29 protein-coding genes are annotated in these 25,584 nt (G+C 32.5%); 8 read left to right on the top strand and 21 right to left on the bottom strand.

What is annotated here, in order from left to right; translation table 11 throughout:
* Positions 1 to 5 precede the first annotated feature (5 nt).
* Positions 6 to 815 (top strand): MBL fold metallo-hydrolase, encoded by an 810-nt coding sequence (locus DW114_RS04705; protein ID WP_117452634.1) that lies wholly within the window; start codon positions 6 to 8, stop codon positions 813 to 815.
* Between the two features lie 46 nt (positions 816 to 861).
* On the opposite strand, the gene DW114_RS04700 is transcribed toward DW114_RS04705, so the two are convergent.
* From DW114_RS04700 to DW114_RS04685, 4 genes are all read right to left on the bottom strand, one after another.
* Positions 862 to 1,305, bottom strand: a complete 444-nt coding sequence (locus DW114_RS04700) for a hypothetical protein (RefSeq protein WP_117452633.1) — start codon at positions 1,303 to 1,305, stop codon at positions 862 to 864.
* Positions 1,292 to 1,507 (bottom strand): helix-turn-helix transcriptional regulator, encoded by a 216-nt coding sequence (locus DW114_RS04695; protein WP_117452632.1) that lies wholly within the window; start codon positions 1,505 to 1,507, stop codon positions 1,292 to 1,294. Before DW114_RS04695 ends, DW114_RS04700 begins: the two co-directional genes overlap by 14 nt.
* A gap of 97 nt (positions 1,508 to 1,604) precedes the next feature.
* Positions 1,605 to 2,138: a DUF6756 family protein gene (locus DW114_RS04690; protein WP_147322616.1), complete on the bottom strand. Its 534-nt coding sequence runs from the start codon at positions 2,136 to 2,138 to the stop codon at positions 1,605 to 1,607.
* A gap of 108 nt (positions 2,139 to 2,246) precedes the next feature.
* Entirely contained in the window at positions 2,247 to 2,486 is a 240-nt protein-coding gene (locus DW114_RS04685; RefSeq protein WP_117452630.1) for a transketolase C-terminal domain-containing protein, read from the bottom strand.
* 57 nt (positions 2,487 to 2,543) lie between these two features.
* On the opposite strand from DW114_RS04685, the gene DW114_RS04680 reads away from it, so the two are divergent.
* Positions 2,544 to 3,350 carry an HAD family hydrolase gene (locus DW114_RS04680; protein WP_158552188.1) on the top strand — a complete coding sequence of 269 codons (807 nt, stop codon included), beginning with the start codon at positions 2,544 to 2,546 and terminating at the stop codon, positions 3,348 to 3,350.
* Between the two features lie 82 nt (positions 3,351 to 3,432).
* Here the strand turns inward: DW114_RS04680 and DW114_RS04675 are convergent, their stop codons facing one another.
* From DW114_RS04675 to DW114_RS04660, 4 genes are read right to left on the bottom strand one after another with little or no spacing between them, the layout of a single operon-like run.
* A complete protein-coding gene (locus tag DW114_RS04675) occupies positions 3,433 to 4,941 on the bottom strand; it encodes a glycoside hydrolase family 1 protein (protein ID WP_117452628.1) in 1,509 nt (502 codons plus the stop codon).
* Positions 4,942 to 4,960: 19 nt separating this feature from the next.
* Positions 4,961 to 5,290, bottom strand: a complete 330-nt coding sequence (locus tag DW114_RS04670) for a PTS lactose/cellobiose transporter subunit IIA (RefSeq protein WP_117452627.1) — start codon at positions 5,288 to 5,290, stop codon at positions 4,961 to 4,963.
* Between the two features lie 12 nt (positions 5,291 to 5,302).
* Positions 5,303 to 6,592 carry a PTS sugar transporter subunit IIC gene (locus tag DW114_RS04665; RefSeq protein ID WP_117452626.1) on the bottom strand — a complete coding sequence of 430 codons (1,290 nt, stop codon included), beginning with the start codon at positions 6,590 to 6,592 and terminating at the stop codon, positions 5,303 to 5,305.
* Between the two features lie 21 nt (positions 6,593 to 6,613).
* Complete coding sequence (locus DW114_RS04660) at positions 6,614 to 6,922, bottom strand: PTS sugar transporter subunit IIB (RefSeq protein WP_117452625.1); 309 nt, start codon at positions 6,920 to 6,922, stop codon at positions 6,614 to 6,616.
* 248 nt (positions 6,923 to 7,170) lie between these two features.
* On the opposite strand from DW114_RS04660, the gene DW114_RS04655 reads away from it, so the two are divergent.
* Positions 7,171 to 9,099, top strand: a complete 1,929-nt coding sequence (locus tag DW114_RS04655) for a BglG family transcription antiterminator (RefSeq protein WP_117452624.1) — start codon at positions 7,171 to 7,173, stop codon at positions 9,097 to 9,099.
* 15 nt (positions 9,100 to 9,114) lie between these two features.
* Here DW114_RS04655 and DW114_RS04650 read toward each other — a convergent pair whose 3' ends face one another.
* The 11 genes from DW114_RS04650 to DW114_RS04600 all read right to left on the bottom strand — a co-directional run bounded on the left by DW114_RS04650 (position 9,115) and on the right by DW114_RS04600 (position 17,939).
* Positions 9,115 to 9,879 (bottom strand): EFR1 family ferrodoxin, encoded by a 765-nt coding sequence (locus DW114_RS04650; protein ID WP_117452623.1) that lies wholly within the window; start codon positions 9,877 to 9,879, stop codon positions 9,115 to 9,117.
* A 13-nt stretch (positions 9,880 to 9,892) separates the two neighbouring features.
* Positions 9,893 to 10,768 carry a sensor histidine kinase gene (locus DW114_RS04645; RefSeq protein ID WP_233511350.1) on the bottom strand — a complete coding sequence of 292 codons (876 nt, stop codon included), beginning with the start codon at positions 10,766 to 10,768 and terminating at the stop codon, positions 9,893 to 9,895.
* 17 nt (positions 10,769 to 10,785) lie between these two features.
* Entirely contained in the window at positions 10,786 to 11,571 is a 786-nt protein-coding gene (locus DW114_RS04640; RefSeq protein ID WP_158552187.1) for an ABC transporter permease subunit, read from the bottom strand.
* Complete coding sequence (locus DW114_RS04635; RefSeq protein ID WP_117452621.1) at positions 11,543 to 12,475, bottom strand: ATP-binding cassette domain-containing protein; 933 nt, start codon at positions 12,473 to 12,475, stop codon at positions 11,543 to 11,545. The genes DW114_RS04640 and DW114_RS04635 overlap by 29 nt, the downstream gene beginning before the upstream one ends.
* 99 nt (positions 12,476 to 12,574) lie before the next feature.
* On the bottom strand, positions 12,575 to 13,243 hold the full coding sequence (locus tag DW114_RS04630; protein WP_117452620.1) for a response regulator transcription factor: 669 nt from the start codon (positions 13,241 to 13,243) through the stop codon (positions 12,575 to 12,577).
* A 27-nt stretch (positions 13,244 to 13,270) separates the two neighbouring features.
* Positions 13,271 to 14,830, bottom strand: a complete 1,560-nt coding sequence (locus DW114_RS04625) for a GGDEF domain-containing protein (RefSeq protein WP_117452619.1) — start codon at positions 14,828 to 14,830, stop codon at positions 13,271 to 13,273.
* A 92-nt stretch (positions 14,831 to 14,922) separates the two neighbouring features.
* Positions 14,923 to 15,537 (bottom strand): protein jag, encoded by a 615-nt coding sequence (locus DW114_RS04620; RefSeq protein ID WP_117452618.1) that lies wholly within the window; start codon positions 15,535 to 15,537, stop codon positions 14,923 to 14,925.
* A gap of 11 nt (positions 15,538 to 15,548) precedes the next feature.
* Positions 15,549 to 16,541: a YidC/Oxa1 family membrane protein insertase gene (locus tag DW114_RS04615; RefSeq protein WP_117452617.1), complete on the bottom strand. Its 993-nt coding sequence runs from the start codon at positions 16,539 to 16,541 to the stop codon at positions 15,549 to 15,551.
* Positions 16,542 to 16,571: 30 nt separating this feature from the next.
* Entirely contained in the window at positions 16,572 to 16,898 is a 327-nt protein-coding gene (gene rnpA / locus DW114_RS04610) for a ribonuclease P protein component (RefSeq protein WP_117452616.1), read from the bottom strand.
* 57 nt (positions 16,899 to 16,955) lie between these two features.
* Positions 16,956 to 17,090 (bottom strand): 50S ribosomal protein L34, encoded by a 135-nt coding sequence (gene rpmH, locus DW114_RS04605; RefSeq protein ID WP_008977969.1) that lies wholly within the window; start codon positions 17,088 to 17,090, stop codon positions 16,956 to 16,958.
* 141 nt (positions 17,091 to 17,231) lie between these two features.
* Positions 17,232 to 17,939 carry a CPBP family intramembrane glutamic endopeptidase gene (locus DW114_RS04600; protein WP_117452615.1) on the bottom strand — a complete coding sequence of 236 codons (708 nt, stop codon included), beginning with the start codon at positions 17,937 to 17,939 and terminating at the stop codon, positions 17,232 to 17,234.
* A 525-nt stretch (positions 17,940 to 18,464) separates the two neighbouring features.
* Between DW114_RS04600 and dnaA the strand changes: the two genes are divergently transcribed.
* The 4 genes from dnaA to DW114_RS04575 all read left to right on the top strand — a co-directional run bounded on the left by dnaA (position 18,465) and on the right by DW114_RS04575 (position 22,287).
* Positions 18,465 to 19,823, top strand: a complete 1,359-nt coding sequence (gene dnaA, locus DW114_RS04590; protein ID WP_117452613.1) for a chromosomal replication initiator protein DnaA — start codon at positions 18,465 to 18,467, stop codon at positions 19,821 to 19,823.
* A 146-nt stretch (positions 19,824 to 19,969) separates the two neighbouring features.
* Positions 19,970 to 21,088: a DNA polymerase III subunit beta gene (gene dnaN / locus DW114_RS04585; protein WP_117452612.1), complete on the top strand. Its 1,119-nt coding sequence runs from the start codon at positions 19,970 to 19,972 to the stop codon at positions 21,086 to 21,088.
* Positions 21,089 to 21,168: 80 nt separating this feature from the next.
* Positions 21,169 to 22,005 (top strand): alkaline phosphatase family protein, encoded by an 837-nt coding sequence (locus tag DW114_RS04580; RefSeq protein ID WP_158552186.1) that lies wholly within the window; start codon positions 21,169 to 21,171, stop codon positions 22,003 to 22,005.
* Positions 22,006 to 22,080: 75 nt separating this feature from the next.
* Positions 22,081 to 22,287, top strand: a complete 207-nt coding sequence (locus tag DW114_RS04575; protein WP_117452610.1) for a hypothetical protein — start codon at positions 22,081 to 22,083, stop codon at positions 22,285 to 22,287.
* A 72-nt stretch (positions 22,288 to 22,359) separates the two neighbouring features.
* Here the strand turns inward: DW114_RS04575 and DW114_RS04570 are convergent, their stop codons facing one another.
* Entirely contained in the window at positions 22,360 to 22,770 is a 411-nt protein-coding gene (locus DW114_RS04570; RefSeq protein ID WP_117452609.1) for a hypothetical protein, read from the bottom strand.
* A 25-nt stretch (positions 22,771 to 22,795) separates the two neighbouring features.
* Positions 22,796 to 23,878, bottom strand: a complete 1,083-nt coding sequence (locus tag DW114_RS04565; RefSeq protein ID WP_158552185.1) for a MerR family transcriptional regulator — start codon at positions 23,876 to 23,878, stop codon at positions 22,796 to 22,798.
* Positions 23,879 to 24,153: 275 nt separating this feature from the next.
* Between DW114_RS04565 and DW114_RS04560 the strand changes: the two genes are divergently transcribed.
* Positions 24,154 to 25,455 (top strand): ATP-binding protein, encoded by a 1,302-nt coding sequence (locus DW114_RS04560; RefSeq protein WP_117452607.1) that lies wholly within the window; start codon positions 24,154 to 24,156, stop codon positions 25,453 to 25,455.
* Positions 25,456 to 25,584: the final 129 nt, after the last annotated feature.

Here is a 25,584-nt window from a genome sequence, read left to right as displayed (position 1 = left end):
TTCGTATGAGAATTATTGTTTTAGTGGATAATCATACACATTCTGATTTAAGCGCTCAGCATGGTTTGTCAATATATGTAGAAACACAAAAGCATCGAATTTTGATAGATTGTGGGCAGGATGATACATTTATCAAGAATGCTGAATTATTAGGAATTGATTTAAAGCTTGTGGATATTTGTATTATCACACATGGGCATTATGATCATGGTGGTGGATTGCCATATTTTATGGAAATCAATAAAACTGCGGATATCTATATTCAGGAGCAGGCTAAACAAGCATTTTATTCAGGAAGAAATGATGGATATCATTACATGGGATTACCGAAAACTATCCTACACTCTTCACGTATTACCTGGTTATCTTCCAATTTTACCATAGATGATGGTATGATGATAATACAAAATACTTGTCATTTATACCCGGAACCAGTGTTGAATTCTTCTTTGATGGTAGAACATCAAAATGGTTTAGAAAAAGATTCATTTAATCATGAACAAAGTGTGATTATCAAAGATAAAGAAACCGTCTTATTTGGAGGATGTGCACATCAGGGTATCTTAAATATTTTATCCTGTGCGAAAAAGATTGCGCCTGATATTGCTTATGTTTTTAGTGGTTTTCATTTATCCAGTAATTCCCGTGGCGTATTAGAAAATGATGAAACCATGCATCAATTGATGGAATGTTTAAAGAAGGAACCCATTGCGTTTTATACAGGACATTGTACAGGGGAAAAATGTTTTGAAGATTTAGAGAAAGCTTGCCCGAATGTTCATGGATTTTATTGCGGTTTTACTTTAGAAATATAAAATATCCGACCATATTGGAGTTGTATTCCATTTTGGTCGGACTTTTTTAATGTTTTTTCAATAGATGTTGGTAAATGATATTGAAGGAAACAATTTGAAAGATAAGAAATGCTGCCAGATAAAATACCATAACTTTTGTGTTTTCCAATACTTCTAATGATCCTAATATTGAGAATATTACTGTAGAAGCACTAATGATCATTATATTTATGATGAATATATATCGTGCTGATTGATTAGCAAGTTTATTTTTTAATTCATCATGTTGCTCGATATGTTGATTTTCAAGTTTTTCTGTGAATTCTCGTTTATGATCAGGATGATTCCAGTAGAAATATTTCATCACAAATGCAATTCCTGGCACAATGCCGGCTCCGGCAAATCCAAACAATAAACCATCAAGCTTCGTTTCTGTAGTAAGAGCAGAGTATAAACAAACCGCACCAATGAAGATGTATATGATACCAGTGATAAGATTACTTTTTTTCATTTGATTTACTCCTTTCATGAAGAAATATTTCTTCTATACAAATGCCAAAAAAATCAGAGATGATAAAGGCCAATTCCAAAGAGGGATTATATTTGCCATTTTCAATAGAACTGACTGTCTGTCGGGATACTTTGATTGCTTTCGCAAATTCTTCCTGACTTAATCCTAAGTTCTTTCTTAACTCTTCAACCTTATTTTCCAATCTTAGGCCTCCTCTCTAATGTAAAGGTTCCTTTACACCTATAATTTAACATGCCTTTCTCATTATGTCAAGGTTCCTTTACATATCCATATGAATATTACTCAATACCACTTAAATTTAAACTTTTTCCAATAAAAGATACAACATCATGATGATTGAATCCTATCAGCCATTCATATTTTTTTGAAACAATATAATAATCTGACCAGCCAATATCTAAAAATGCGGTTTGATTTAATAAATCTAGTGTTTGAATTAAATCTTTCACATAACTTTCAAATATCCAAAACTTTTCACCTGCATCATAAAAACCTCCACGATCAATCAAAAAATATACCATATTCTTTTCCGGTATAATATTTGTTAACTGATGATACCAGTTTGTATAATTTACAGGATAAGATCCCCTAAAATCTTTCATACTTTTCTTACTGTAGCCATTTATATTCGCCCAATGTAAGCCATTTTTATATGTTTTAGATTTATCCGCATAACGTTCACAAATTTTATAATAAACATCTTTTGCTTGTGGACCAGAAAGTTTATGAAAACGTTCTTTTGAAACACCACTTTTTTCAATAAGCTCACTTTCAAATCGTAGTAATGCAATTCCTACTAAATATTTTTTCATATAATCTATCCCCTTTTTCTTGTCTATTATATAACGATTTTTCATAAAATATATATTTTTATTCATACATAAAACATCCATCTAGCATATCACCAGATGGATGTCATTTTACAGTAGTTCATTTAATTTTTTCAATATACTTGCTGCATTGATTTCATATTTCTCTAATAATTCTTGTGGTTTACCACTTTCTCCAAAGGTATCCATCACTACAACTGGTATCACTGTACATGAATAATCATTTTGTACGATTACTTCACTTACTGCGCTGAATAAACCGCCAATCACACTATGTTCTTCACATGTGATGATGACATCATAAAAACTTATCTTATTATACCTTCTCAAATCATATTATTCACGTTATACTTAATATATTAATATAGAAAAATGGGAGAAATGTATATGAATGAACAGAAAATAATACAATTAAAAGAACACATAAAAGCTGTATTCTTTGATATTGATGGAACATATTATGATCAAATTACCCATCGCATCCCTGATTCAAATATTCAGGCTGTCAAAGCACTTCAACAACAAGGATACAAAGTAGCACTAGCAAGTGCCAGACCTTTTTCCAGTGCTATAGAGCTGCCTGTTTTAAAAGATATAAACTGGGATGGAATCGTATCCGCTGGTGGTCAAGAGGTTTATGATGAACATTATCAACTGATTGAGGAAAATAACTTCTCACAAAATGAATTAAATGAAATATTTCGTATTGCCCAAAAACATCAGATTCCTGCTTATGTTGTAGGCGATGACAACTTTTTTACAATGGATAGTTCTCTTTTAGAACCCTTTAAAACACGTTTTCACTTAACCGTTGATAAGATACATCCCTATCATGGAGAAAAGGCTTTATTGATAACATTGCTTATGCCGATTGGTTTTTCATATGAACCTTATTTTCAACATATGCCAAATGTTCGCATTCAATATACTGGAGGAACCAATACTGATCTATTCCCTAAAGCTGTCACAAAACCTAGTGGAATTCATACATTAATGAAATATTGGAACTTAGCAGATAATGCATATATGGCATTTGGCGATAGTGGAAGTGATATTGAAATGATGGAAGATGCCATGCTTGGTGTATGTATGGGCAATGGCAGCGAACAATGTAAACAATCAGCGGATATCTTATGTGGCAGAAGTGATCGGGATGGTATTTATAACTTTCTAAAAAGTTTTGATATCATATAATCTTTGATATTAAACGAATTTTTGGGATATAGCGATTACATATATAATTATAAAAGAAAAAAAGCCAGACATTTTGTCTGACTTAATTATTCTCTAAATCCGCACCATTAGATGCAATCACTTTCTTGTAGTAATAGAAAGATTTTTTCTTACTACGTTTTCCAGTTCCCTTTCCATAATCATCATAATCTACATAAATCATACCATAACGTTTTGTCATTTCTGATGTTCCAGAAGATACTAAGTCAATAGGTCCCCACCATGCATATCCAAATACATCCACACCATCTTTGATAGCTTCATGCATTTGTTCGATATGAGCTTTCATATATTCAATACGATAATCATCCTCTACATAACCATTTTCATCTACATGATCTACAGCACCAAGACCATTTTCTGAGATAAAGATTGGCAAATGATAACGATCATAAATATGATTTAATGTAATTCTAAATCCGATTGGATCAATTGGCCATCCCCATGCTGACATTTTTAAGTTAGGATTTTTAATATCTGATACTAATCGTCCTGTTGGCTTAGGTACTGTTTCACCTTTGTAACGCATAACATATGTCATGTAATAACTGATTGTGATGAAATCTACACAGCCTTCTTTTAAAATCTTTTCATCATCTGGTTCCATTTTGATATGAATATCATTTTCATCAAAGAAGCGTTGCATATAATATGGGTATTCCCCTTTTGCCTGTACATCTGTAAAGAACCAGTTGAAATGATCTTCAAATAATACCTGTAGCTGATCTTCTGGTTTTGCGCTTTCTGCATAGTTTTCTAAACGACACAGCATATTTCCCATTTTTGCGTTTGGATCGATTTCATGACATTTCTTAACTGCTAATGCACTTGCGACCATTTGATTGTGTACAGCCTGGAATTTCAATTGCCAATTGCCTAGATAGTTATTACCTGATTCTGGTGTTGGTGCACCATCTAAGATTATTCCACTACTTGTAAATGGATTAGATAATACATTATTGATTTCATTAAATGTTAACCAGTATTTTACTTTTCCCTTATATCGTTTAATGACTGTTTCTACATATTTTACAAAGGCATCTACCGTATGACGACTTAAGAAACCGCCATATTCTTCTGCTAAGTGTAAAGGTGTATCAAAATGAGATAATGTTACCATTGGTTCGATTCCATATTTTATACATTCATCGAATACATGATCATAAAATTGTAGACCTTCTTCATTTGGTGTGTCATCATCACCGTTTGGAAAAATTCTTGACCAGGAAATACTCATTCTAAAAACTTTAAATCCCATTTCTGCGAATAGTGCAATATCTTCTTTATAATGATGATAGAAGTCAATGCCACGTCTTTTCGGAAGCTCCCAGTTTTCCGGATGTAGTTTCATATCTTCTACCATTTCTTTTGATGCGGCATTATGTGGTACATGTTCATCATATGGTCCTTCTGTTGCACGTATTTCTTTTGTGATCAATCGTGCAAAGTCAGAAGTCGCAGGTCCTCTGCCTCCTTCATTCCAGGCACCTTCTATTTGATTTGCGGCAGTTGCGCCACCCCATAAAAACCCTTTTGGAAATTCTGAATTCATAATAAATTAGCTCCTTTTTCTATTTATTCATCTCATATAAAGCATTAAAGACTGGCATCATTTTCTGAGCCATTCTCAGCTCTGTATTGATTGTCATAATGGTATCCTGTGCATGGATAAACAGTAATGAATATTCTGTTTCTTCTCCACTTACCTGTCCCTGTATTACTTTTGTTTGTGCAATATGTGCTTTTACAATATCATCTTCTGCTTTTTTTAACAGTTCCTCTGCTTTATCAAAATGGAATAATGCCATTTCTTCTAAGGACTGATCAATATTTTCTCTACCATTACCAGCATTTAAAATTACTTCCATGGCAACAACATTAATATCTGTTTTATTTTCCATGTGCAACACATCCTATTCTTCAGTTACTTTTGCTTGTTTAGCGGCAAGCTTTGCGGCTTTTTTAGCTGCCTTTTCTTTTTCTTTAATGATTTCTTTCTCAGCCATATCTTTATCAGCGGCTTTAAAGAATGGATACCATACAACAGCTGCGACTGCTAAGTTGATCAAAACGATAACTGCATTTCTCCAATCTCCACCAGACATGATAAATGCACAAATTGGATTTGGTAAGAAGTTCATGTCGAAGTTTACATAATGAATTGTGCCAAAGCCGTATGTTAAACACAACCATGTAATTGCAGGCAATAATATACTTAAAACAACGGTTGGTATAAACATGAACGGGTTATTAACAATTGCGCCATACTGCAATGGTTCATTGATATTGAAACAGCTTGGAATAATTGTCGCTTTCCCTAACAGACGATAACGTTTGCTTTTTGCGAATAACATCATGATAGCGACAGGTAATGTTGCGCCTTGTCCACCAATGTGATAATAACGACTTGCGCCAAAGGAATATACATTTGTTGCGGCTTTACCAGCAGCCATCATTGCTGCATTTTCTGCAATCGCTGCTTGTGTAATTGTACGTGTAACAGGAGTAAATACCCATCCACTGATACCAAAGAAATAGAAGATATTCTGTAAACATACGATTGTAATAAATCCAGGCAAACTCTGTGCAAATCCGGTTACTGGTTTCATTAAGAACTGAACCATTGTAAATACATCAACCTTAAGCACAAATGTCACAATATATCCTGCAAATAAGCTTAGTAAAATTGCGATAATATTATCAAACCAGTTTTTTACGAAATCTGGCAATACACTATCTTCACCAAAGAAAGAAAATCTTGCTAGACAACGATAGATCACTGCCACAATTAATCCTACAAACATTGCGGTAAACATACCACCAGCGCCAAATTTACCTAAATCAACAAGGGAACCGCCATCCGTTTTTGTGATATTCATACATAACATGAACGTACCGATACCTGTAAAACCAGCAATCAGGGAACGGTCTTTCTTTTCTTCCTTTACCAGACAGTTATAAGGAATAATAAATACGACAAACAATCCGATTAAGCCAAAGGAATACTGGCTAAGTGGTGATAAATCTGGTAATTCTGGGAAAAACTTTAATAGAATTGACCATAAACTTGGAATGGCACTTACCATTGAGAATGGTACGATATACAAGATAGCATCTGCCACAATACTGAACCAGTAATTTGATGTTATCTTATTTGAAATTGGTACTAAATACTTTTCTATCCATGCTTGAATCTTTTTCATAATCCTTTTCCTCTCTTATTTTTATTCTTCCATTAAATCTAATGCTGTTTCTAAAATACTTTCCCCATCCAAAGCAGCATAATCATCAGGGTCTATAGATGTAACTTTTACACCATGATCATTTAGCTGATTTTGATATTTCGCTACTTCACTTGAAAAGTGAGGTCCCAGCAACAATACATCAATTTTATCTGCGTATTCCATCACCTGTGATTTACTGACTGCATGTACACTAACGTCTAATCCCTGCTGTTTCGCAATCTTTCGCATATTTGCTGCCATAAATCCGGTAGATGCGCCAATTCCACATGCTAATAAAATTCTTATCATTTTTCATTTCTCCTTTCTCTTTCGACACCTATACTATAATCAAGATTCAAGTTTTCTTCTAACACACTTTTTTCCGACATGCCGGCAATATAGATGACTTGCCACCTAAGAGGAAAAATTATAATTTTTCTTTATATCACATTTGATATAAGATATATATATCCTACCATAGTAAGGTATAAAATAAATAGGATTCATAAAATACATATGATATAATCAAACAAGGGATAACAGGAGATATTAACATCATGAAAAAGGATAAAATGATTGAATTGATCAATGTTTTAAAAAGTTCATCTGCATGGCTTTCATCTGCCTCTTTATCAAAAATGATAGGTGTTAGTGAAAGGACAATTCGCAATTATATTAATGAAATAAATGAAGAACAGTGCCAGCTGATTGAATCTTCAAAATATGGCTATCGTATCCGTACCGATTTACCAGATACAATCGAAGATAAAACAGAAGAAATTATAGATGCACGTTCCCATCTGGTTTTATCAAAGCTACTATCATCTAAAGAAGGTATTTCTGTATTTGATATCGCAGAAGAACTGCATGTGAGTGAAAGCACCATTATGAATAATGTCTTGCCAAAGATTAAAAAGTTAGTGAAAAATTTCAATATAAAAATTCAAACGCACGATTACCAATTTTATTTAAGCGGCAATGAACAGGATAAAAGAAAACTGGTAGGTCATATTGCGACTAATAATGTATATGGCTATTTTACATCTACAGAAACCTTAAAAAAGCTGTTTCCTTCCTTTGATATCGATCAGGTTTTACATGAACTGTACAACATCTGTCAGGATTGTGAATTGTTGTTGAATAATTATGCTTTAAACAATCTTCTGGTACATATATTGATTATCATTATTCGCTTAGAATCAAAAAATACGTTAAATACATCGGATAACTTAATTGATGCCAATAAATTGATTGAACATTTTGACCAGAAGAATGAAATAATCGAGCTTGCGAACAGAATTGCACAATTCTTTGAAAATACATATAACAGTACCATTCCTGAAAAAGATTTCCAACAGATTCTTATATTAATTGCTTTATCAATAGAACACTATTCATTTGATGATTTAGATTTTAATAAACTTTCTAATTTTATTGATCAACGGTTTTTAGATAATATCATGTTGATTGCGCAGGAAATGATTACCCGTTATGATATTCCAAAGATTGATGATGATTTTCTTCTTCAATTTACTTTGCATATGTATAATGTTTATCAACGTGCTACTTATCATGTAAGTTATCCAAATCCAATTGGTTCTCAAATAAAGAAGGATTATGCGCCAATTTATGATATGGCTGTATTCTTTGCACATAAATTTGCGGTACTTTATCATATAGAAATTAATGAAGATGAGATTGCCTTTATCGCATTCCATATTGGTGCTTATTTAGAACGAAATAAGAGTAGAAAAGATATTGTTTCCTGCATTGTGATTGTGGAAGATTATCATGACTTTGCTAGAAAACTTGTGAATGATTTAGAAGCTAATTTCCATGATGAAATGGTTATTTTAGATGTAATGTCCTATAATCGTTTTGTATTACTTAAACCTAAAAGTGATCTATTATTAACCACTATACAATCAACAATCCAACATCCGCATAAAATTACAATTAATCCCATTCTGACAAAACAGAATATATTTAAAATATGGAATGAAATTGAAGAAATTCAAGAAGTAAAGAAACGTATTTACGCAAAAGTCTTTCTAGAACAGATGCTATATCCAGAGCTGTTTGTGAGAAATGTATATTTGAATAATGTTCAAGAATATATTGAATATTTAGGACAGCTTTGTATTGATCAAAAATTTATACAGCCAAATTTCATTAAAGATGTATTATTGAGAGAATCCGTTTCTAGTACGGCTTTTACAGATTGTCTGGCAATTCCACATGCGATCAATCAATATGCAGAGCACTCTTTCATTTGTGTATTACATAATGATACGCCAATTCCATGGGGCAGGCATCAGGTAAAATTTGTGTTGATGATTGGTATTGCTCAACAGGATATGAAATATTTTAAAGATGCTTTTGACCTGATTATTGATTTGTATTCTTCTGTTGATAAAACCGTACAAATATTAAATACAGACACCTTTGAAGAATTTAAAGAAGTATTTATATCATCTAAAGCATAACAAAAATTGGAAGAATTACTCCTCCAATTTTTTTACATTTTCACAAGTATAGCGTGGCAATCCTTTACTATGTTTCCCATATTCTATTGCCTCTTTAGGGCAACGAGAAATACATGCCATACAGTGGGTACATTGATTTCCCCATACCGGTTTGCCATTTGAAAGCTGAATATTATGGAGAGGACAAACATTTGCACACTTGCCACAAGAAATACAATCATCAAGAACATAGAACTTTTTCGCATGGACAAACAATGGATAAAAGAGCTTATTTATAACACTACTGCTGATTTTGTCATTAAAAGATACATTAGGATGCTTAAAGCTTTGTCCATTTTTGATACAAACCGCAGCCAGATCGATAACCTTTTCTGCACGACCAATTATTTTAGAAGCTTCTTCCTTTGTTGGAGTAGAAAACATCGCTATATAATTCTCTGGCATGATAATTTCCATACAGCCACGATTGTTCATCTTTATATCCTGACAAAGTTTTTCAATATATTTACCAGCATTACCAATACTACCACCACAAGTCATCACAAAATAGATATCCTGATTACCTTGAAGTGGTGTATTCTTTAACCAGTGTTCTACAATACGTGGAATTCTCCATGCATAAGTAGGCACAACGATTACCCATGGCCGTTTGGATTGTAATGGTGAAAAATCGTTATCTTTGATTTTTTCAAATAGATGCAATACTTCATCATTAATCATTTTACCTATTCTTTTCGCAATATATGCACTGTTTCCTGTGCCTGAAAAATATAATATCATAAACACTGCCCTCCTATTTATAATATATGATAATAGATAAGTTATCTTCTTTTAATTCTGCCTCAACCCGCCAATGCATAGCTTCTGCCATATCTTTTACATTCGCAAGTCCTAATCCACTGGATGTATGATGACGTGATGGATCGCCTTTGTAGAAACGATCAAACAGCTTATCTACTTCAAGATTTTCTTCATTTACCTGATTACTAAAACGCATGAAATTCTGTTTTTGAATAATAGAAAAAGAAGTGTTTCCGTATTTTAATACATTATGAATTAGATTCTGAAAGATTCTTGTCACAAATTCTTTATTTGCATGAACCATAAGCTGTTCATTTTCAAATGCAATATATGGCTCTATTTGTTTCTTTTCAAAATCATAATAATAGGACGCAAATACTTTACACAATATTGGATATATTTGTATTTCAGAAGTTTCAATGGTAAATTCATCATCATTTAATTTAGAATGCATAAATAAATCTTCTAACATATTTTTTAAGGATATCAATCGTGCCCGGATAACATCAATATATTTATTTCTTTCTGTTTCCTGTTTACTTTCCTGTAACAGATCTAAATATCCCTGCATGCTGGTTAATGGTGTTCGCATATCATGTGACATACCCGCAATCAAAGTCTGCATTTCTCGTTCCTTTTTCAATGCAATTTCTTCATGCTTAGAGATCTCTTCATATAAGCCATTAATATCTTTACAAAGCTCTTTTATTTCTTGAAAGCTTGTGGATGATGCGATTTCAAAATGACTCATACACTCATTTTTATATGTAATTTGACGATGAATGGTCTGTATATCTTTTTTCAGCAACAAAAAAGAGGTTAAGCTTATGATAAAACAAATGCCTAATATCAGACAAAGTATCCACATATGCTTACCCTCCCATCTTATATATCTGTTTTCTGAAGTACAATTGCACTGCCTATATTATATACTAAAATAAAAGCTATGGACATCATAAATGCATGTGAAACTACAGGCCCAGATACTGGTAATATGGTTGAAAAGAAATAGCTTAATGTATATTCGCTCGCAAATGATATATGTAAAAGATTAAAGATAGAATCTAAGAATGGTTGTAACATACCAGATGCGATAAGAAATAATAACACGATACCAAACGTTTTATTATGAAATATCGTGGATAAGAAAATAATCAATGAAAACAGTGCGCACATAAGTAATAACATCATAGAAAAATCTATAAAAATCTCCTGTGCAGGATTTATCATAAAGTTATCAATAAAACATATGCCAAGTATCCAGCCAATGAGGTAGTTCAATGCCAGAATGATAAATGAAATTACCAATGCTACCATTATTTTTGAAAGAATGACTGCTTTTCTACCACCTTCTAAAACAGCTGTATTTTTAATATAGCCACTGGTGTATTCACTACATACAAATGAAGTAAAATAGATACCTAATACAAGACTTCCAAAGCCAAAACCGAAAGTTTGTACCAACTGATTCAAAGATTTGATGGATGCATCTACCGATATATAAAAACCTGGTTCTTTTGATATACCTTCATCCACAAAGCTTGTGGACTGTTCTGCGGACAACTGCATATAAAAACATGTGATAAACACTAAGATATATATCAATACAGATATCCAAAAGCCTTTACTTTTGATCAATCGTTTAGTTTCTGCTTTTATCATATTCAACATGATCATTCCCTCCGATTCTTTCTAAAAAATAAGATTCTAAGTCCTGTTTCTGATAAAACATGGAAGAAATCGCAATATCATTTTGCGCAAGGATAAGATTCACCTGTGCACTATCAATATCATCAAATATCCATAGTTCATTTTGTTCATGTACCTGATAATGCTGCATACCTAATTTCGTTTCTAATAGTGTCACAGCTTTTTGTATATTATCCACTTTCACAGATAAATAATCCATGCATTTTAGGGCGAGTTCTTCCTTACTGATTTCTTCAATCAGCTTGCCATCACGAATCATGCCATAACGAGTCGCAATTTTACTTAACTCTCCTAAGATATGACTACTGATAATAATCGTCATTTTCTTTGTTTCATTCAGATATTGAATCATCTCTCTGATCTCACGGATTCCTTCTGGATCAAGGCCGTTGATTGGTTCATCTAAAATTAATAAATCAGGATTTCCTAGCAAAGCCATTGCGATTCCTAATCGTTGTTTCATCCCAAGTGAGAATTTTTTTACAGGCTTTTTACTTTTTGAATCGAGTTTCACCAACTTCAACAGTTCATGAATCTTTTGTGTATCATGTAATCCCATGGCAGTTGCTTTGATATCCATATTATCGTAAGCACTCATTCCAGGATATAAACCAGCATTTTCTATCAAAGAACCTATACGTCTTGCGCTCATGCGGTTTCTTTCTTCTCCAAACAGTTTAATTTGACCACTATCAGGTGAAACAAGACCACAGATCATCTTTAACGTTGTGGATTTACCAGCACCGTTTCTTCCAATAAATCCATAAATATCTCCTTTTTTTATTTTCATATTTATATGATCCACTGCGTAAATATGTTTATACGCTTTTGATATATTGGTTAGTTCTACAACATCACTACTCATATCGTTTCCTCCTTCAATTTACATAAGCATTATAAAAAATAAAGTATTAGAAATTATCAAGCAAATATAAAGAAAGTATAAAGAAATAACTGAATATCATCATTCAGCCATTTTAAATCCGATTCCCCATACTGTTTTTATATACTCCTCAGCTACTTGTGTTCTTATTTTTTTACGTATATTACTCATATGTGTATTGATGGTTTTATCATCCCCATAATAGGTATCATTCCAAGCGTATTCATATATTTCTTCCTTTGTGAAAACCCGCTTGGGATTTCTGATCAATAGCTCTAATATTAAATACTCATGCTTTGTCAGATTTAGATATGTATCGTTTATTTTCGCATCATATTGTTCACTATCTAATAGTAACTGTTTATATTGTAAAGCTGTATTTATACTTGTTTTATTGCTTTTTCTAAGCTGTACCTGAATTCTAGCCAATAATTCTTCTAGTTCAAATGGTTTACATAGATAATCATCTGCGCCTGCACCTAATACATTTACCTTACTGTCTAAGCTATCCTTTGCGCTTAATACAATCACTGGTACATTTGAATGCTTACGGATATCCTCTAAAAGTTCTTCACCAGATAATCCTGGCAACATCAGATCTAAGATAATTAAATCATAATCATTTATGGAATAATATAATCTGCCTTCTGTACCTGAATAAGCCTGATCACATTGAAAACCTTGCTTCTGTAGATAATCCTGAATCATTGCGTTGATATCATTATGATCCTCAATAATTAATAAATGCATGTTATCACAATCCTTTACATCACATTATTATACATTCATTCGATATTGATTGCCACCTGATTTTTTCGCCTCATACATTAAAGCGTCTGCCTTTTGAAAGATATCCTGGTAGTTACATGCTTGTGTAATCATTTGAACGCCAATACTTGTCGTAATTGTGATATCATAATTTTCTAATTCGATTGCCTTTACTTTTTTCAGGATGCTCTCTGCTGTTTCTTTTACATATTCTAATGTAAAGATATTCTTCATAAATATACAGAATTCATCACCGCCGATTCTTCCAATATCATCAATTTCTCTAGTTTCTTCTTTTAAAATTTCCACGACTTTCAATAAAAGCTTATCACCGGATAAATGTCCATAATGATCATTTATGTTTTTGAATTTATCTATATCGATCACAAATAACGCCATATATTGATCACTTTGATAATTTTCTACTGCCTGCGTTACATGTTTTTGGAAGGCTGTTTTGTTTAAGAGCTTAGTGAAATCCTCAATTTCTGAATTACGTTGAAGTTCTTCATTCTCTTTTAAGATTGTCTTTTGTTCATTTAAAAGTTCTTCCAATTCTACTTTATTTAATAAACTCTTTTTCAGGTCATTTTGCCATTGTTCATCTTCTTTACACTTGTCCAGATAATATTTATAAAGAGAATCTGGCAGCTTTTCATCCTCATGAAACATAATATTCATTTTGATACGGCAGTCATCTAAACGTGACTGATTTTTATAATCTGGATAATTTTCTAATATACTTTCCATGAATTTAAAAACTTTTTCACACATCTCTTTTTCCTGTAATTCAATTAGAAAAGAAAAAGCATCAAAAAGGTTTTTTAAAATATGTAAATGGTCTAAACTTTCTTGATAAGTAAGATACATTTCATCTACACACTCTTTGATTTTGTCATGATCTTTCTTTTTACATGCGAGAATCAGTTTGTAAAGCATAAAATCATCTTCCACTGTTTTTAAGTGATAATGCTTCAGATAGTAATCTAAATAAGGATACCATTGATCATAGATGTCTTTATTATTAGTTTTAATACTACAGCCAATCATATTCACAATGTTAATCCCATCACTTTCTTTGATGGATGCGATATCTGTCAGATTTCTGGTAGCGGCACTTTTCAATAAAAATTCATATGCTTTTTCATACATTTGCATATTAAAAAACAAAACCCCAATATTATTTTCTATAAAGTAGGTAAAGTTTAATTCTGGATGCTCTAATGCTATATAATAAGCTTTCAACATATATTCTATTGATGATATTTGATCCCCCAGTGCACCATAAAGAATGCCCGCAAGATTATTTAAAATCATTTCATAAAACACATTTTCAGTTTTCTTACAAAGCTGCAGGCCATGTAAAGATTGTGCTAAGGATTTTGTATATTCTCCTATGACATAATAATATTTGGATATATGATAAACGCCAATTACTTCATGATAAACACTTTTCTGTTTTTTTGCTTCTACTTCAAGTTCTAAAGCTACATGATATATACTTTCTTCATCACTTTTTGCTCTAAATGCTTGTATTTTTGAAACATATTCATCAAGTAACACGAACATCACATCTCCTTTACAAGTTTATTTCTAGTATAACACAATTTCTTTGAAACATAGAAAAAAAAGGAGAAACATTTTCGTTTCTCCGAGTGTTTTTAAGCTTTTTCAGGACTGTAACAGATTTTTAATCTTCTTTGGTTTCCTTCGCCTTCGCTAACTGTGGAAATATTTTTCATATTGGATAAGCAGTTATGTATTGCTTTTCTTTCATCAGCTGGCATTGGATCTAATACAGCATCTGTTTTTGTTCTCTGCACTGTTTTTGCGACACGGATAGCTAAAGAAGTAACCTTCTGATATTTTTCTTCTTTATAGCCATTGATATCAATCAATACCCCTACACGGCGTTTAAATTCACTTGATGCCGCAGATTTTAAAACGTTGTTCATAGACTGTAAAGTCTGTCCGTTTTTACCAATTAAAATGGCATTGTTTTCTGCGTCAATGTTCACATGGAAGAATCCATTTTCTTCACTTACCTCTACTGTAGCAGGCATGTTGATACCATTGAAATAATTCATCATGTATTCTTTCATGAATTCTTTGATATCATTGTCACAATATACGCTTGCAGTTACCTTGCTGCCTAAGCCAAGGAAACCACTTGTTTCTTCCAAAATCGTATATGTCAGATCTTCTACATTTACACCTTTATCAGCAGCGGCTTCTTTTAAAAGTTCTTCCAGATTTTTACTGGTATATGTTTTCATAAGAAACCCTCCTAGTCTTTAATGAAGAATTTATGAATAATAATATTCTGGATAACTCTCGCAATAGAGTTTACTAACCAATAGAATGACATACCAAGAGGCCAGTTAATCGCTAGGATTGCGATCATACCAGTACTCATATACATCATCATATTCATAGAACCCATCATACCCTTAGGTGCATTTTTAGGTTCTGCATATTTTTTTTCTTTTACATGGTTCTTTTTCTTTCTGTGTTCCTGCAGCCATTGAGGAAGTTTGAAAGAAATCAACTGGAATAATACCATCAATACAAAGATTACCATTGCGGCATAGTGTCCAGCATTGAATCCCTGAATTGGTGTATTTACCAATGAGATACCAGCAAATTTACCAGTAACAACGCTATAAGCACGCATGGTTGCCTGATACATACCAAGGATAACAGGGAACTGAATGAATGTAATAACGATTGTTCCAAATGGATTAATCTTATATTTACTATAAAGTGCCTGTGTTTCCTGCGCCATCATCAGCTTACTGCGTTCATCATTTTTACCAGCATATTTTGCCTGAATACGATTCAACTCTGGCTGAAGTGTCTGCATACGCTGACTTGCGACCTGAGATTTGATTGAGAATAAGAAGATTAATAACTGAATCAATAATGTAGCGGCGATAATACCAATACCACCATCTGTAAATCCAGCTACTAAGTTAATCAACTGTGCAATTGGGAATACGATCAATCCTTCAAACCAGCCTTCATCCATCATGTCACCAAAAGATGTTGGTTTCAATGTGATTAAATCCGTATCCTTTAAATCTTTATACTCTTTTTTTACTTCTTCATTGTAATCTGTAGATACGATTTTCTTTTCTACGGTTTCTTCTTTTAAAGTAATAATGCTTTTTACATATGTCTTACCAGAACGATCACGTGGAACTGTACATCCAGTTAATGTAATCATCATCAGCATTACTACCAGGAGAAGTTTCTTTTTACTTTTTAAAATACTTTTCATCACTTAGTCTCCTCACTATTTTGTCTACCTTTATATTTTAACTTTTTTAACCAATCTTTCCAAGAGTTTTTTGTTGTTTTGATAACTTTCTTCATGATATTTTGGACGAACAAGTATAATTGTGTCAAAATTCTCATCAAATGTATAGATATCGTGTACCATTTCACGCACTTGACGCTTTATTTTATTTCTAATAACAGCGTTTCCCATTCTTTTACCAACAGAAATACCTACACGTGCATGATCCTCTTTTCTTGGTTTTACATAAATGGAGAATGAAGGGCATGCATAAAACTTTTTATAATTCATAATTTCTGAAAATTCCTGTGTTTTCTTTACACGAAATTCTTTCTTCATGTTTCATCTCTCCTTTCAAAACTTAGAAATCAAAAAAATCGCCTTTAAGGCGACTTTTTATGCTGATAACACTTTTCTACCTTTGCTACGACGACGTGCTAATACTTTACGTCCTCCAACAGTAGCCATTCTGGCTCTGAATCCATGTGTTTTCTGGTGTTTTCTTTTGCTCGGTTGATATGTTCTTTTCATAAGAGCCACCTCCACTTCTTTTCACTTTTTATACAAATTGAGCATTGCTGTTAAATTATACATAAAATCAATAGTAAAGTCAATAAAACATGAAAAGAAAATGAAAATAACCATGTGACATCTATCAGAAATTTATGGAAATCAAATCATCATCATGATAAATGAGAATAAATTATTTCCTGCATGAATCCCTACAGATACAATAATCGTATCACTTCGCTCGTAGGCGTATCCTAAGATCAATCCAATTCCTGCATATAATATAAGGTATACAAAATCATTGATATTACCATTAAAAAGGGAACTAGATACATGAATCAATCCGAAAAATACACTACTGATGACAAGAGCTGCAGACACCCCCATTTTTTCCTTGACAAAAGTATATATACCACCTCTAAAAATGGTTTCTTCTAATACAGGTGCGATCAAACAAGTATAAAAGAACGTATAAAAAGGGGAAATTAAAGAATTTGTTTCAATGATCTGCTGGTTTTGGCTGGTATCTGTCTGCGTCACAAAGCTAATGATGATACTTAAACCAAAGTTTACCACCAGAATAAGTACAATCGCATAAACAATTATCCTTATATACTTCTTAGGCTCTGAGCGAAACTTTTCCACAGAAGGTTTCCAAACAGTTCTTGCGATATAAATACTTGCGGCTGTAACCATCAGATATAAAACCACAAGTACAGGTATACTCATGATTGTTGCATATGGATTTAACATGAGTGTAATCTTTTTAGCGATTTCCGGCACAAATTTAAGAAAAATTACGAAATATATAATCAAAAGCAATAAAACACGCTTGCTATTCATTGTGGGTTTCTTATTATCTTCAAACATTTTAACACCTCCAATGTTCGTATTATAGCATATGTTGTGGAATTCTATCTATCCTATGCGCTGAAATGGTGGAAAAGAACTGGTTTTATACACCAAAATGTTTCCAATTTCGCAAGTTTTCCACCAAAACAGGGTAAATCATGGCGAAAATCCCACTATTTTTTACTTTTCCCCATGTTTTTCTGCTTATCCACATGCTTTCCACATGTGTTTTTTGCCCACTTTTCCACATAATGTGGAAACTGTGGATTGTGCAAATAAGCCTTATTTTATCGGTTATTTTGATGTGGATTATCTTTCCACAATGCTGTGGAAACCAACTTTTTTTCCACTTTTCCACTTTCTACACTTATCCACTGTGGATTTTCCACCAGTTTTCCATGTGGATAAATGTGTAAAAATAAAATACACCCTTAAAATTGCATGTTTTCAACCTATTTTCCTGTGGAAAACTATTTTTTACTTATCTGTCATAGAATTTTTCCACACATTATAGTAAAATAGAACACAAAGGGGTTGTGTGAAATGGCAAATATGGTAAATGAACAGTTAGAAGAAATATGGCAAAGCACCTTGGCACTCATCAAAAGCAGTAATCACTTTGATGATGCGAACTTTAATACCTGGTTCAAAGAGAGTGCCCAATTGTATGATATCGTCGATGATATGGCCACCATTGTCGTTCCTTATAAGATACATAAGCAGGTATTGATGGAGAATATTGATTTTCTTCAGGAAAAACTTTCACAGGTTGTGGAAAAACCAGTATCCATTCAGATATTATTGAAAAATGAAGTCGCACAGATGACACCACAATCCGTTGTAAAGCGAAGAAATGATATCTTATTTGAAGATAAGATCAAAAAGGATTATACATTTGACAGCTTCGTAGTAGGGAAAAACAATCGTGAAGCCCATGCCGCTGCCTTATCTGTATGTTACTATCCTGGAAAATTCAACAATCCACTCTTTATCTTCGGTAATTCCGGATTGGGGAAAACCCATTTACTACATGCGATTGGCAATTATGTAAAAGAAAACAAGCCGGATGAAAAACTATTGTATATTTATAGTGAAGACTTTGTGACATTGTTGATTGAAGCGATGAAAAACAAAAATGTAGAGGAAATAAAAGAAAAGATATGTGAAGTTGATTATCTGTTGATTGATGATATCCAGCGTTTAAAACAGAGTACCTCACAAGAGATCTTCTTTAACCTTTACAATAAGCTGGTAAATGATAATAAACAGATCGTTATCACCAGCGATATTCATCCAACAGAGTTAAAAGGTATTGAAAATCGTTTGATTTCACGTTTCAGCAGTGGCTTATCCGTATCTGTGGGAAGTCCTGAATTTGAAACAGCAAAAGCCATCTTAAAGAAAAAGATGGAGGGCAGGAAAGATGAAATACTGATTGAAGATGAAGTATTAGACTATTTGGCAACAAAATTTAGCAGTGATGTAAGAAAACTGGAAGGAAGCTTAAATGAGTTATTCTTTAAAGCAATATTATATAACCCGGAAACTATAGATTTAAAATTCGCAAAAGAAATCTTTAAAGAGAACCCAAGTATTCCACAAGATGATGCACTAGACGCAAAACGTATCAAAACAGCCGTCTGTGAGTATTATGGCTTAACCAGAACACAGATTGAGTCAAAATCAAGAACGAAAAATATCGCCAACGCAAGACATATCGCTGTATATTTATGTAGAACATTATTAAATATGCCGTTTGTAAAGATTGGATTTGAATTTGGGAACCGTGATCACTCAACAATCATGGCTTCTTATGAGAAAATGGTAAAACTTTTAAAAGATAAAGAAAGCTTTCAAACAGCTGTATTTCAGATTAAAAATAAGCTTGGTGTAAAAGATTAAGAGTTTTCAACACAATTCCACATTTACTACACAGTCAAAATTTGTTAGAATATACGTATGTTATGCGGTATTTTGGAGTTTTCCACATTTTCCACATACTTATTATTATAGTATTATAAAAGAAAAAGAAAGAAGGGAGTCTACCCATGTATTTTAAAGTAGCGAAAAAGAATTTCTATAACGCATTGTCAGTAGCAGCAAGAGCAATTTCAACATTCTCACCATTACCTGCATTCTCTGGTATTAAGATTGACGCAAAAGAAGACTGTCTGGTGTTGACGGGAAGTGATTCTGATGTATCTATTCAAACCAAACTGGTAAAGAGTGAAGATTGTAATTTAGAAATCCGTGATATGGGATCAATCGTTATTGAAGCAAAATATATATTGGAAATCGTTCGTAAGATCAATGCGGATGAAATTGAATTTGAAGTGATTGATGGATGTTCTACCAAGATCAGTGGTAACACTGCAGAATTTAGAATTAACGGTATGCGTGCAAACGAATATCCTGCCATTGATTTCTCTAAACCAAAAGAATGCTTTACAATGGAAGAAGATATTCTTCGACGTATCATTTTACAAACAAGCTTTGCGACAAGTGATAAAGAAACACGCCCTGTATTAACAGGTGTAAACTTTGCATGTGATGGCACAACATTAAACTGTGTTGCGACAGACTCTTATCGTTTAGCGAAGAAAACAATCGAAATTAAAGAGAGCTTAAATTTTAATATTACAGTACCTGCCAAATCTTTACAGGAGGTTGTAAAGACATTGGAAGATGAAGGTGAAGTTGAAATCGCAGTAAATGATAAGAAAGCACAGTTTATTATCAATGATACGATTGTACAGACACGTTTGATTGATGGTGTATATCCAGAAACAAACCGTTTGATTCCATTGACATTTGATTATGAACTAACAATTGATGCGAAAGATTTATTAGATGCTATTGATCGTGCTAGCTTTATCAAAAATGATGGTGTTTCAGTCATTAAATTCTCATTAAGTGAAGATGAATGTGTCTTATCAAGTAAATCTGTAGAGGTTGGATCTTCTACTGAAGTCTTGAATAGCGCAAGCTTTGTGGGAAACAGATTAGAAATCAGCTGTAATGGACGCTATGTATTTGATGCAATCAAAGCATTGAGCGGTTCTTTAGTAAAATTCAGTCTGTGTGGAGAAATGAAACCATTCATTATCCAGTCTGTGGATGATGCTTCTGTATTACAGCTTGTATTGCCTGTACGTACATACGCTTAATATTTATGATGGACTCTCTTATGAGAGTCTTTTTGTTTTTAAGGGCATGATAGATAATGAATATTGCAAAGGAGAAAAATATGTATATACCAGATTATGAAAAGGGGATTTTATCCACAATGAGTGCAATCAGGGCTTATGTTGGATTAGATACCTATCAAAAAATAGATGATGAATTATACGCATGGTTACAAGATCATTGCTTTCAACAAGTTGTGGTGATGTTGATTGATGGTATGGGTGCTTATCAGATTGATCGATATTGTGAAGAAAAGGGCTTTTTAAAGACGTATCAAAAGAAAATTGTTGATACAGTATATCCACCAACCACAGTAGCCGCTACAACCGCCATATTAAACGGAAAACAGCCATGTGTGAATGCATGGTTAGGCTGGCAACAATACTTTTTAGAATGTGATGAAAATATTGTGATGTTTTTTGATGAAGATTTTTATACAGAACAAAAGAAAGAAAAAGGTTATGTTCAAAAACAGCTTCCTGTCACCAATATGATAGAAGAATGTATACAAAAGGGAATTCAGGCGAGTTCTATATATCCAGCATGGAGAGAAAATGGCGCAAAAAATTTTCAAGAACTTTGTGATAAGGTAATTGAAAAAAGTCATGGAAATGATCGATTGGTTTATGCCTATTGGGATCAATATGACAGTACCATGCATACGTATGGCGCTACGCATAAGAAAAGTGTAGAAATGTTACGTAGTTTTGATGACATTCTACAACACACGATGAAAGAATTACCTGAAACAACAGGCCTTATGATCATCGCAGATCATGGGCATATTGATGTTAGAAATGACTTTTTAAATCGTTATCCTGATCTTGTGGAATGTTTTGAGCATCTGCCTGCACTTGAACCTAGAACCATAGCTTTTTATATCAAAAAGGATAAATAAGAAATATTTAAAAAATTATTTTTATCTTATTTTAGTAATGATTTTAAATTATTTACAAAACAGGAAATCATCGATATGAAACTGTTTGGGAAAGAAGTATCACATCCAAGATTTCAAGACTTTTTAGGGGATTTTATCGCATGCGCCATATCTGATTTAAATTTAGATTACGATGATCATGATATCATTTTAGGCTCTCATGCGGGTGCGACGAAGGAAGAAATTCAGATACCGGTTATTTTATATGAAGGTAAGAAAAAAGTGAGAAATTTTTCCAATTAGATGTTTCTTAACTTTTATATAAAAAAATGGAGAATTTTGATTTCTCCATCTTTTTATAAACTATTGAACGCATTAAATATTCAATTTTTTTATTTGCATACTCACTTGGAATTGTTCAGTTTTGGATAATTCATCTTCGTTGCTTATTTTATGAACACTATCTTTTACTATATAATAACCTACCATTTTGTCTTTCTTCTTAAAGACATACAATAATGGAAAGCCTTTAGCAGAAAAGCTGTTACAAAATTTATAGTATTTTTCTAGCATAGCATTTGGATTATCGAATCGAATATTTATTTTCTCAATCATTATTTCTTTATCATAAATTTCTTCTTGATAATTAGGTATATATATGTGTGAGAAAACATAGGTTAATGCTTTTTCTTGTTCATTTTTATTTAATTCAAATAAACTTATAACATCTATCTTAGTTAATACACTTTCGTTTTGTTTCTTTAATTTTTCGTAACCCTTTATCATGCTTTTTTCATTCTCCTTTAATTTCTCACTTTTCTTTTCCAAAGACACGTTTATGTTCACGTTTCCAATAAAGATCATCTAAATATTTATAAAAATCTTCACGAGAATCATCTAGATGTTCAATGATGTGATAAGGATCAATGACTTTATCCGCATGTTCCTTTAAAATTTCTACCGTTAATTTTACTTTTTCATCACTGACACCAAACATACCTGTATTGATACGTAGTAGTTCATCATCTTTGGTATATAGAAATAAGTCTATTTGATAAGCATTGCCACCATTGATTGGTGCTTTTGCGACCATATGAAACCATATTTTTAAAATACGGATATCATCATAGGCTACATATTGGTAACAGCTTTCTACATCGTTTTTCCATGCTGCTTTCAATAGTTGAATATATTTTCGTTTAGTTTCATCAAAATAATAAATCCCTTTTTCATGAAATTCATATAAATCATATGGAAACTTATCTACGACAATAAAATCAGACCAGCTGACGATAAGCGCAAAAATAAATGATAGTAATAAAGTAAACCAGTGATATTGTATATCCATCGTATGCGTTTGTAAGATGTGTGGGATATTTGCGATGAATAATACAATCCATGAGCTAAAAAACCAGATGATAGGAAATGTAATACATTCTATCAAAATAATTTTTTTGCGACTGTGTTTTTGATGATTCCAGGAAGATATCAAAGAACCAGCTTCTTCGTATGGCGTTTTTTCCTTTTTGTGTTGTAAGATTTCTTCATACTTTTCTACTGTATAGGCAATCAAGGGGGCATTGCTGTCTTTGATATCCGCACATAATTTCTCTTTAAGTTCCATGTCATTATGCTGTGCTTTTAATTCAATTAGTTGATGATCCATCAAATCTTGTAAAGATATTTCATTCGCATAATAACGCTTGATTTCCTCTATGGTGATTCCCAGTTCTCGAAACAGTTTAATCTCTTTTAGCTTTTTTACATCATGTTCCGTAAAGTCACGATATTTACTATCTTCTTTTCGCTGTATTTTTATTAAGCCCATTTCTTCGTAAAAACGAATAGAATGAACAGAAATACCAACTTCTTGTTCCACTTGTTTGATTTTCATAGTGTAACACCTCATCTTTCACCTTCAGTTAACACCTTAGAGGTACTCTAGAGTCAACCTTTTTTGTATAAATACTTTATTTTACCTATATAATGGGTGGTTTTATGTATTTTGTCAATCATTGAAATAAATTATATATCGTTTGGTCATGATAAATGTTAAATTACAGGAATAATGGTCATGAAAAATGTTAAAAATATAAAAAGATAGTCATGAAAATTGTTGAAGTGCATAAAAGAATGGGATATACTAAGAAATATCAAGGAGGTACTTATATGGAACGTTTCATTATGGATGAATTGGTGAAATGGAAAACGAAAAAGAAGCGTAAACCATTAATTATTCATGGGGCTAGACAAACAGGGAAAACCTGGATTATGCAAGAATTTGGTAAAAGATATTTTGATACATGTATTTATATAAATTTTGAAAATAATGAACGAATGAAAAATACATTTGAACAAGATTATGATATTAAACGAATATTAACAGCATTGAAAATTGAAGCAAACCAAAGCTTTCAAGCAGAGAACACGTTGCTGATTTTCGATGAGATCCAAGAAGTACCAAAAGCCATGACAGCTTTAAAATATTTTTATGAAAATGCTCCAGAATACAATATCGTAGCTGCTGGTTCTTTGCTAGGAATGTCTTTACATGCAGGCACTTCATTTCCTGTAGGAAAGGTAGAATTCCTACATCTTTATCCTTTGAATTTTAGAGAGTTTTTAACAGCATTAAATGAAGATGCTTTAGCTGATCTTCTGATTCAAAATGATTTTGCATTATTAAACACATTTCGTACAAAGTATATAGAATTATTGAAAAAATATTATTATATCGGTGGAATGCCAGAAGCTATCATGACATTCATAGAAACAGATGATATGAGAGAAGTACGCAAAGTTCAAAATGAATTATTGTTGTATTATGAAAGTGATTTTTCCAAACATGCGTCAGTAGAACAGTATCCCAGAATTCAAATGGTATGGAATAGTATTCCTGCACAATTGGCAAAAGAAAATCGTAAGTTCATCTATGGAATTATTAGAGAAGGGGCAAGAGCAAAAGATTATGAGATAGCAATACAATGGTTGATGGATTATGGATTAGTTCATAAAAGTTATCGTATAAACAAGCCAGGATTACCTTTGATATCCTATATGGATCAATCATCTTTTAAAATGTTTATGTTAGATATCGGGTTGTTGGCGGCAAAAGGTGAATTATCTGCCAAAACATTGTTGGAAGGAAATCGAATATTTGAAGAGTTTAAGGGTGCATTGACGGAGCAGTTTGTCGCACAGGAATTCGTTTCTAATCAACAGAAACTTTATTATTATGCTTCTAACAATTCATCTGGAGAAATTGATTTTATGATTCAAAAAGAAGAACATGTGATACCGATTGAAGTGAAAGCAGAAGAAAATTTAAGAGCACAATCACTAAAAGCTTATTGTAAAAAATATGAACCGGAAATAGCGATACGTGCCTCGATGTCTGCATATCGTAAAGAAGATTGGATGTGCAATGTTCCATTGTTTGATGTGGCTTATTATATAAATTCAATAGATTAATATATTTTACATTTTTTGAGGTATTTTTATAAAAGCAATCAGTGATGGTACTGACTGCTTTTTTTGATAATCATATAAAAAAACATGATTTTCTAAAAATTCATCAACTATGTCTGATATGGATGACAC

It is taken from the genome of Absiella sp. AM09-50 (assembly GCF_003433845.1).
Taxonomy (GTDB): Bacteria; Bacillota_I; Bacilli_A; order Erysipelotrichales; family Erysipelotrichaceae; genus Hoskinsella; species Hoskinsella hominis.
Note: the sequence above shows the minus strand (reverse complement) of the source record. Positions and strands in the feature narration are given on the sequence as shown.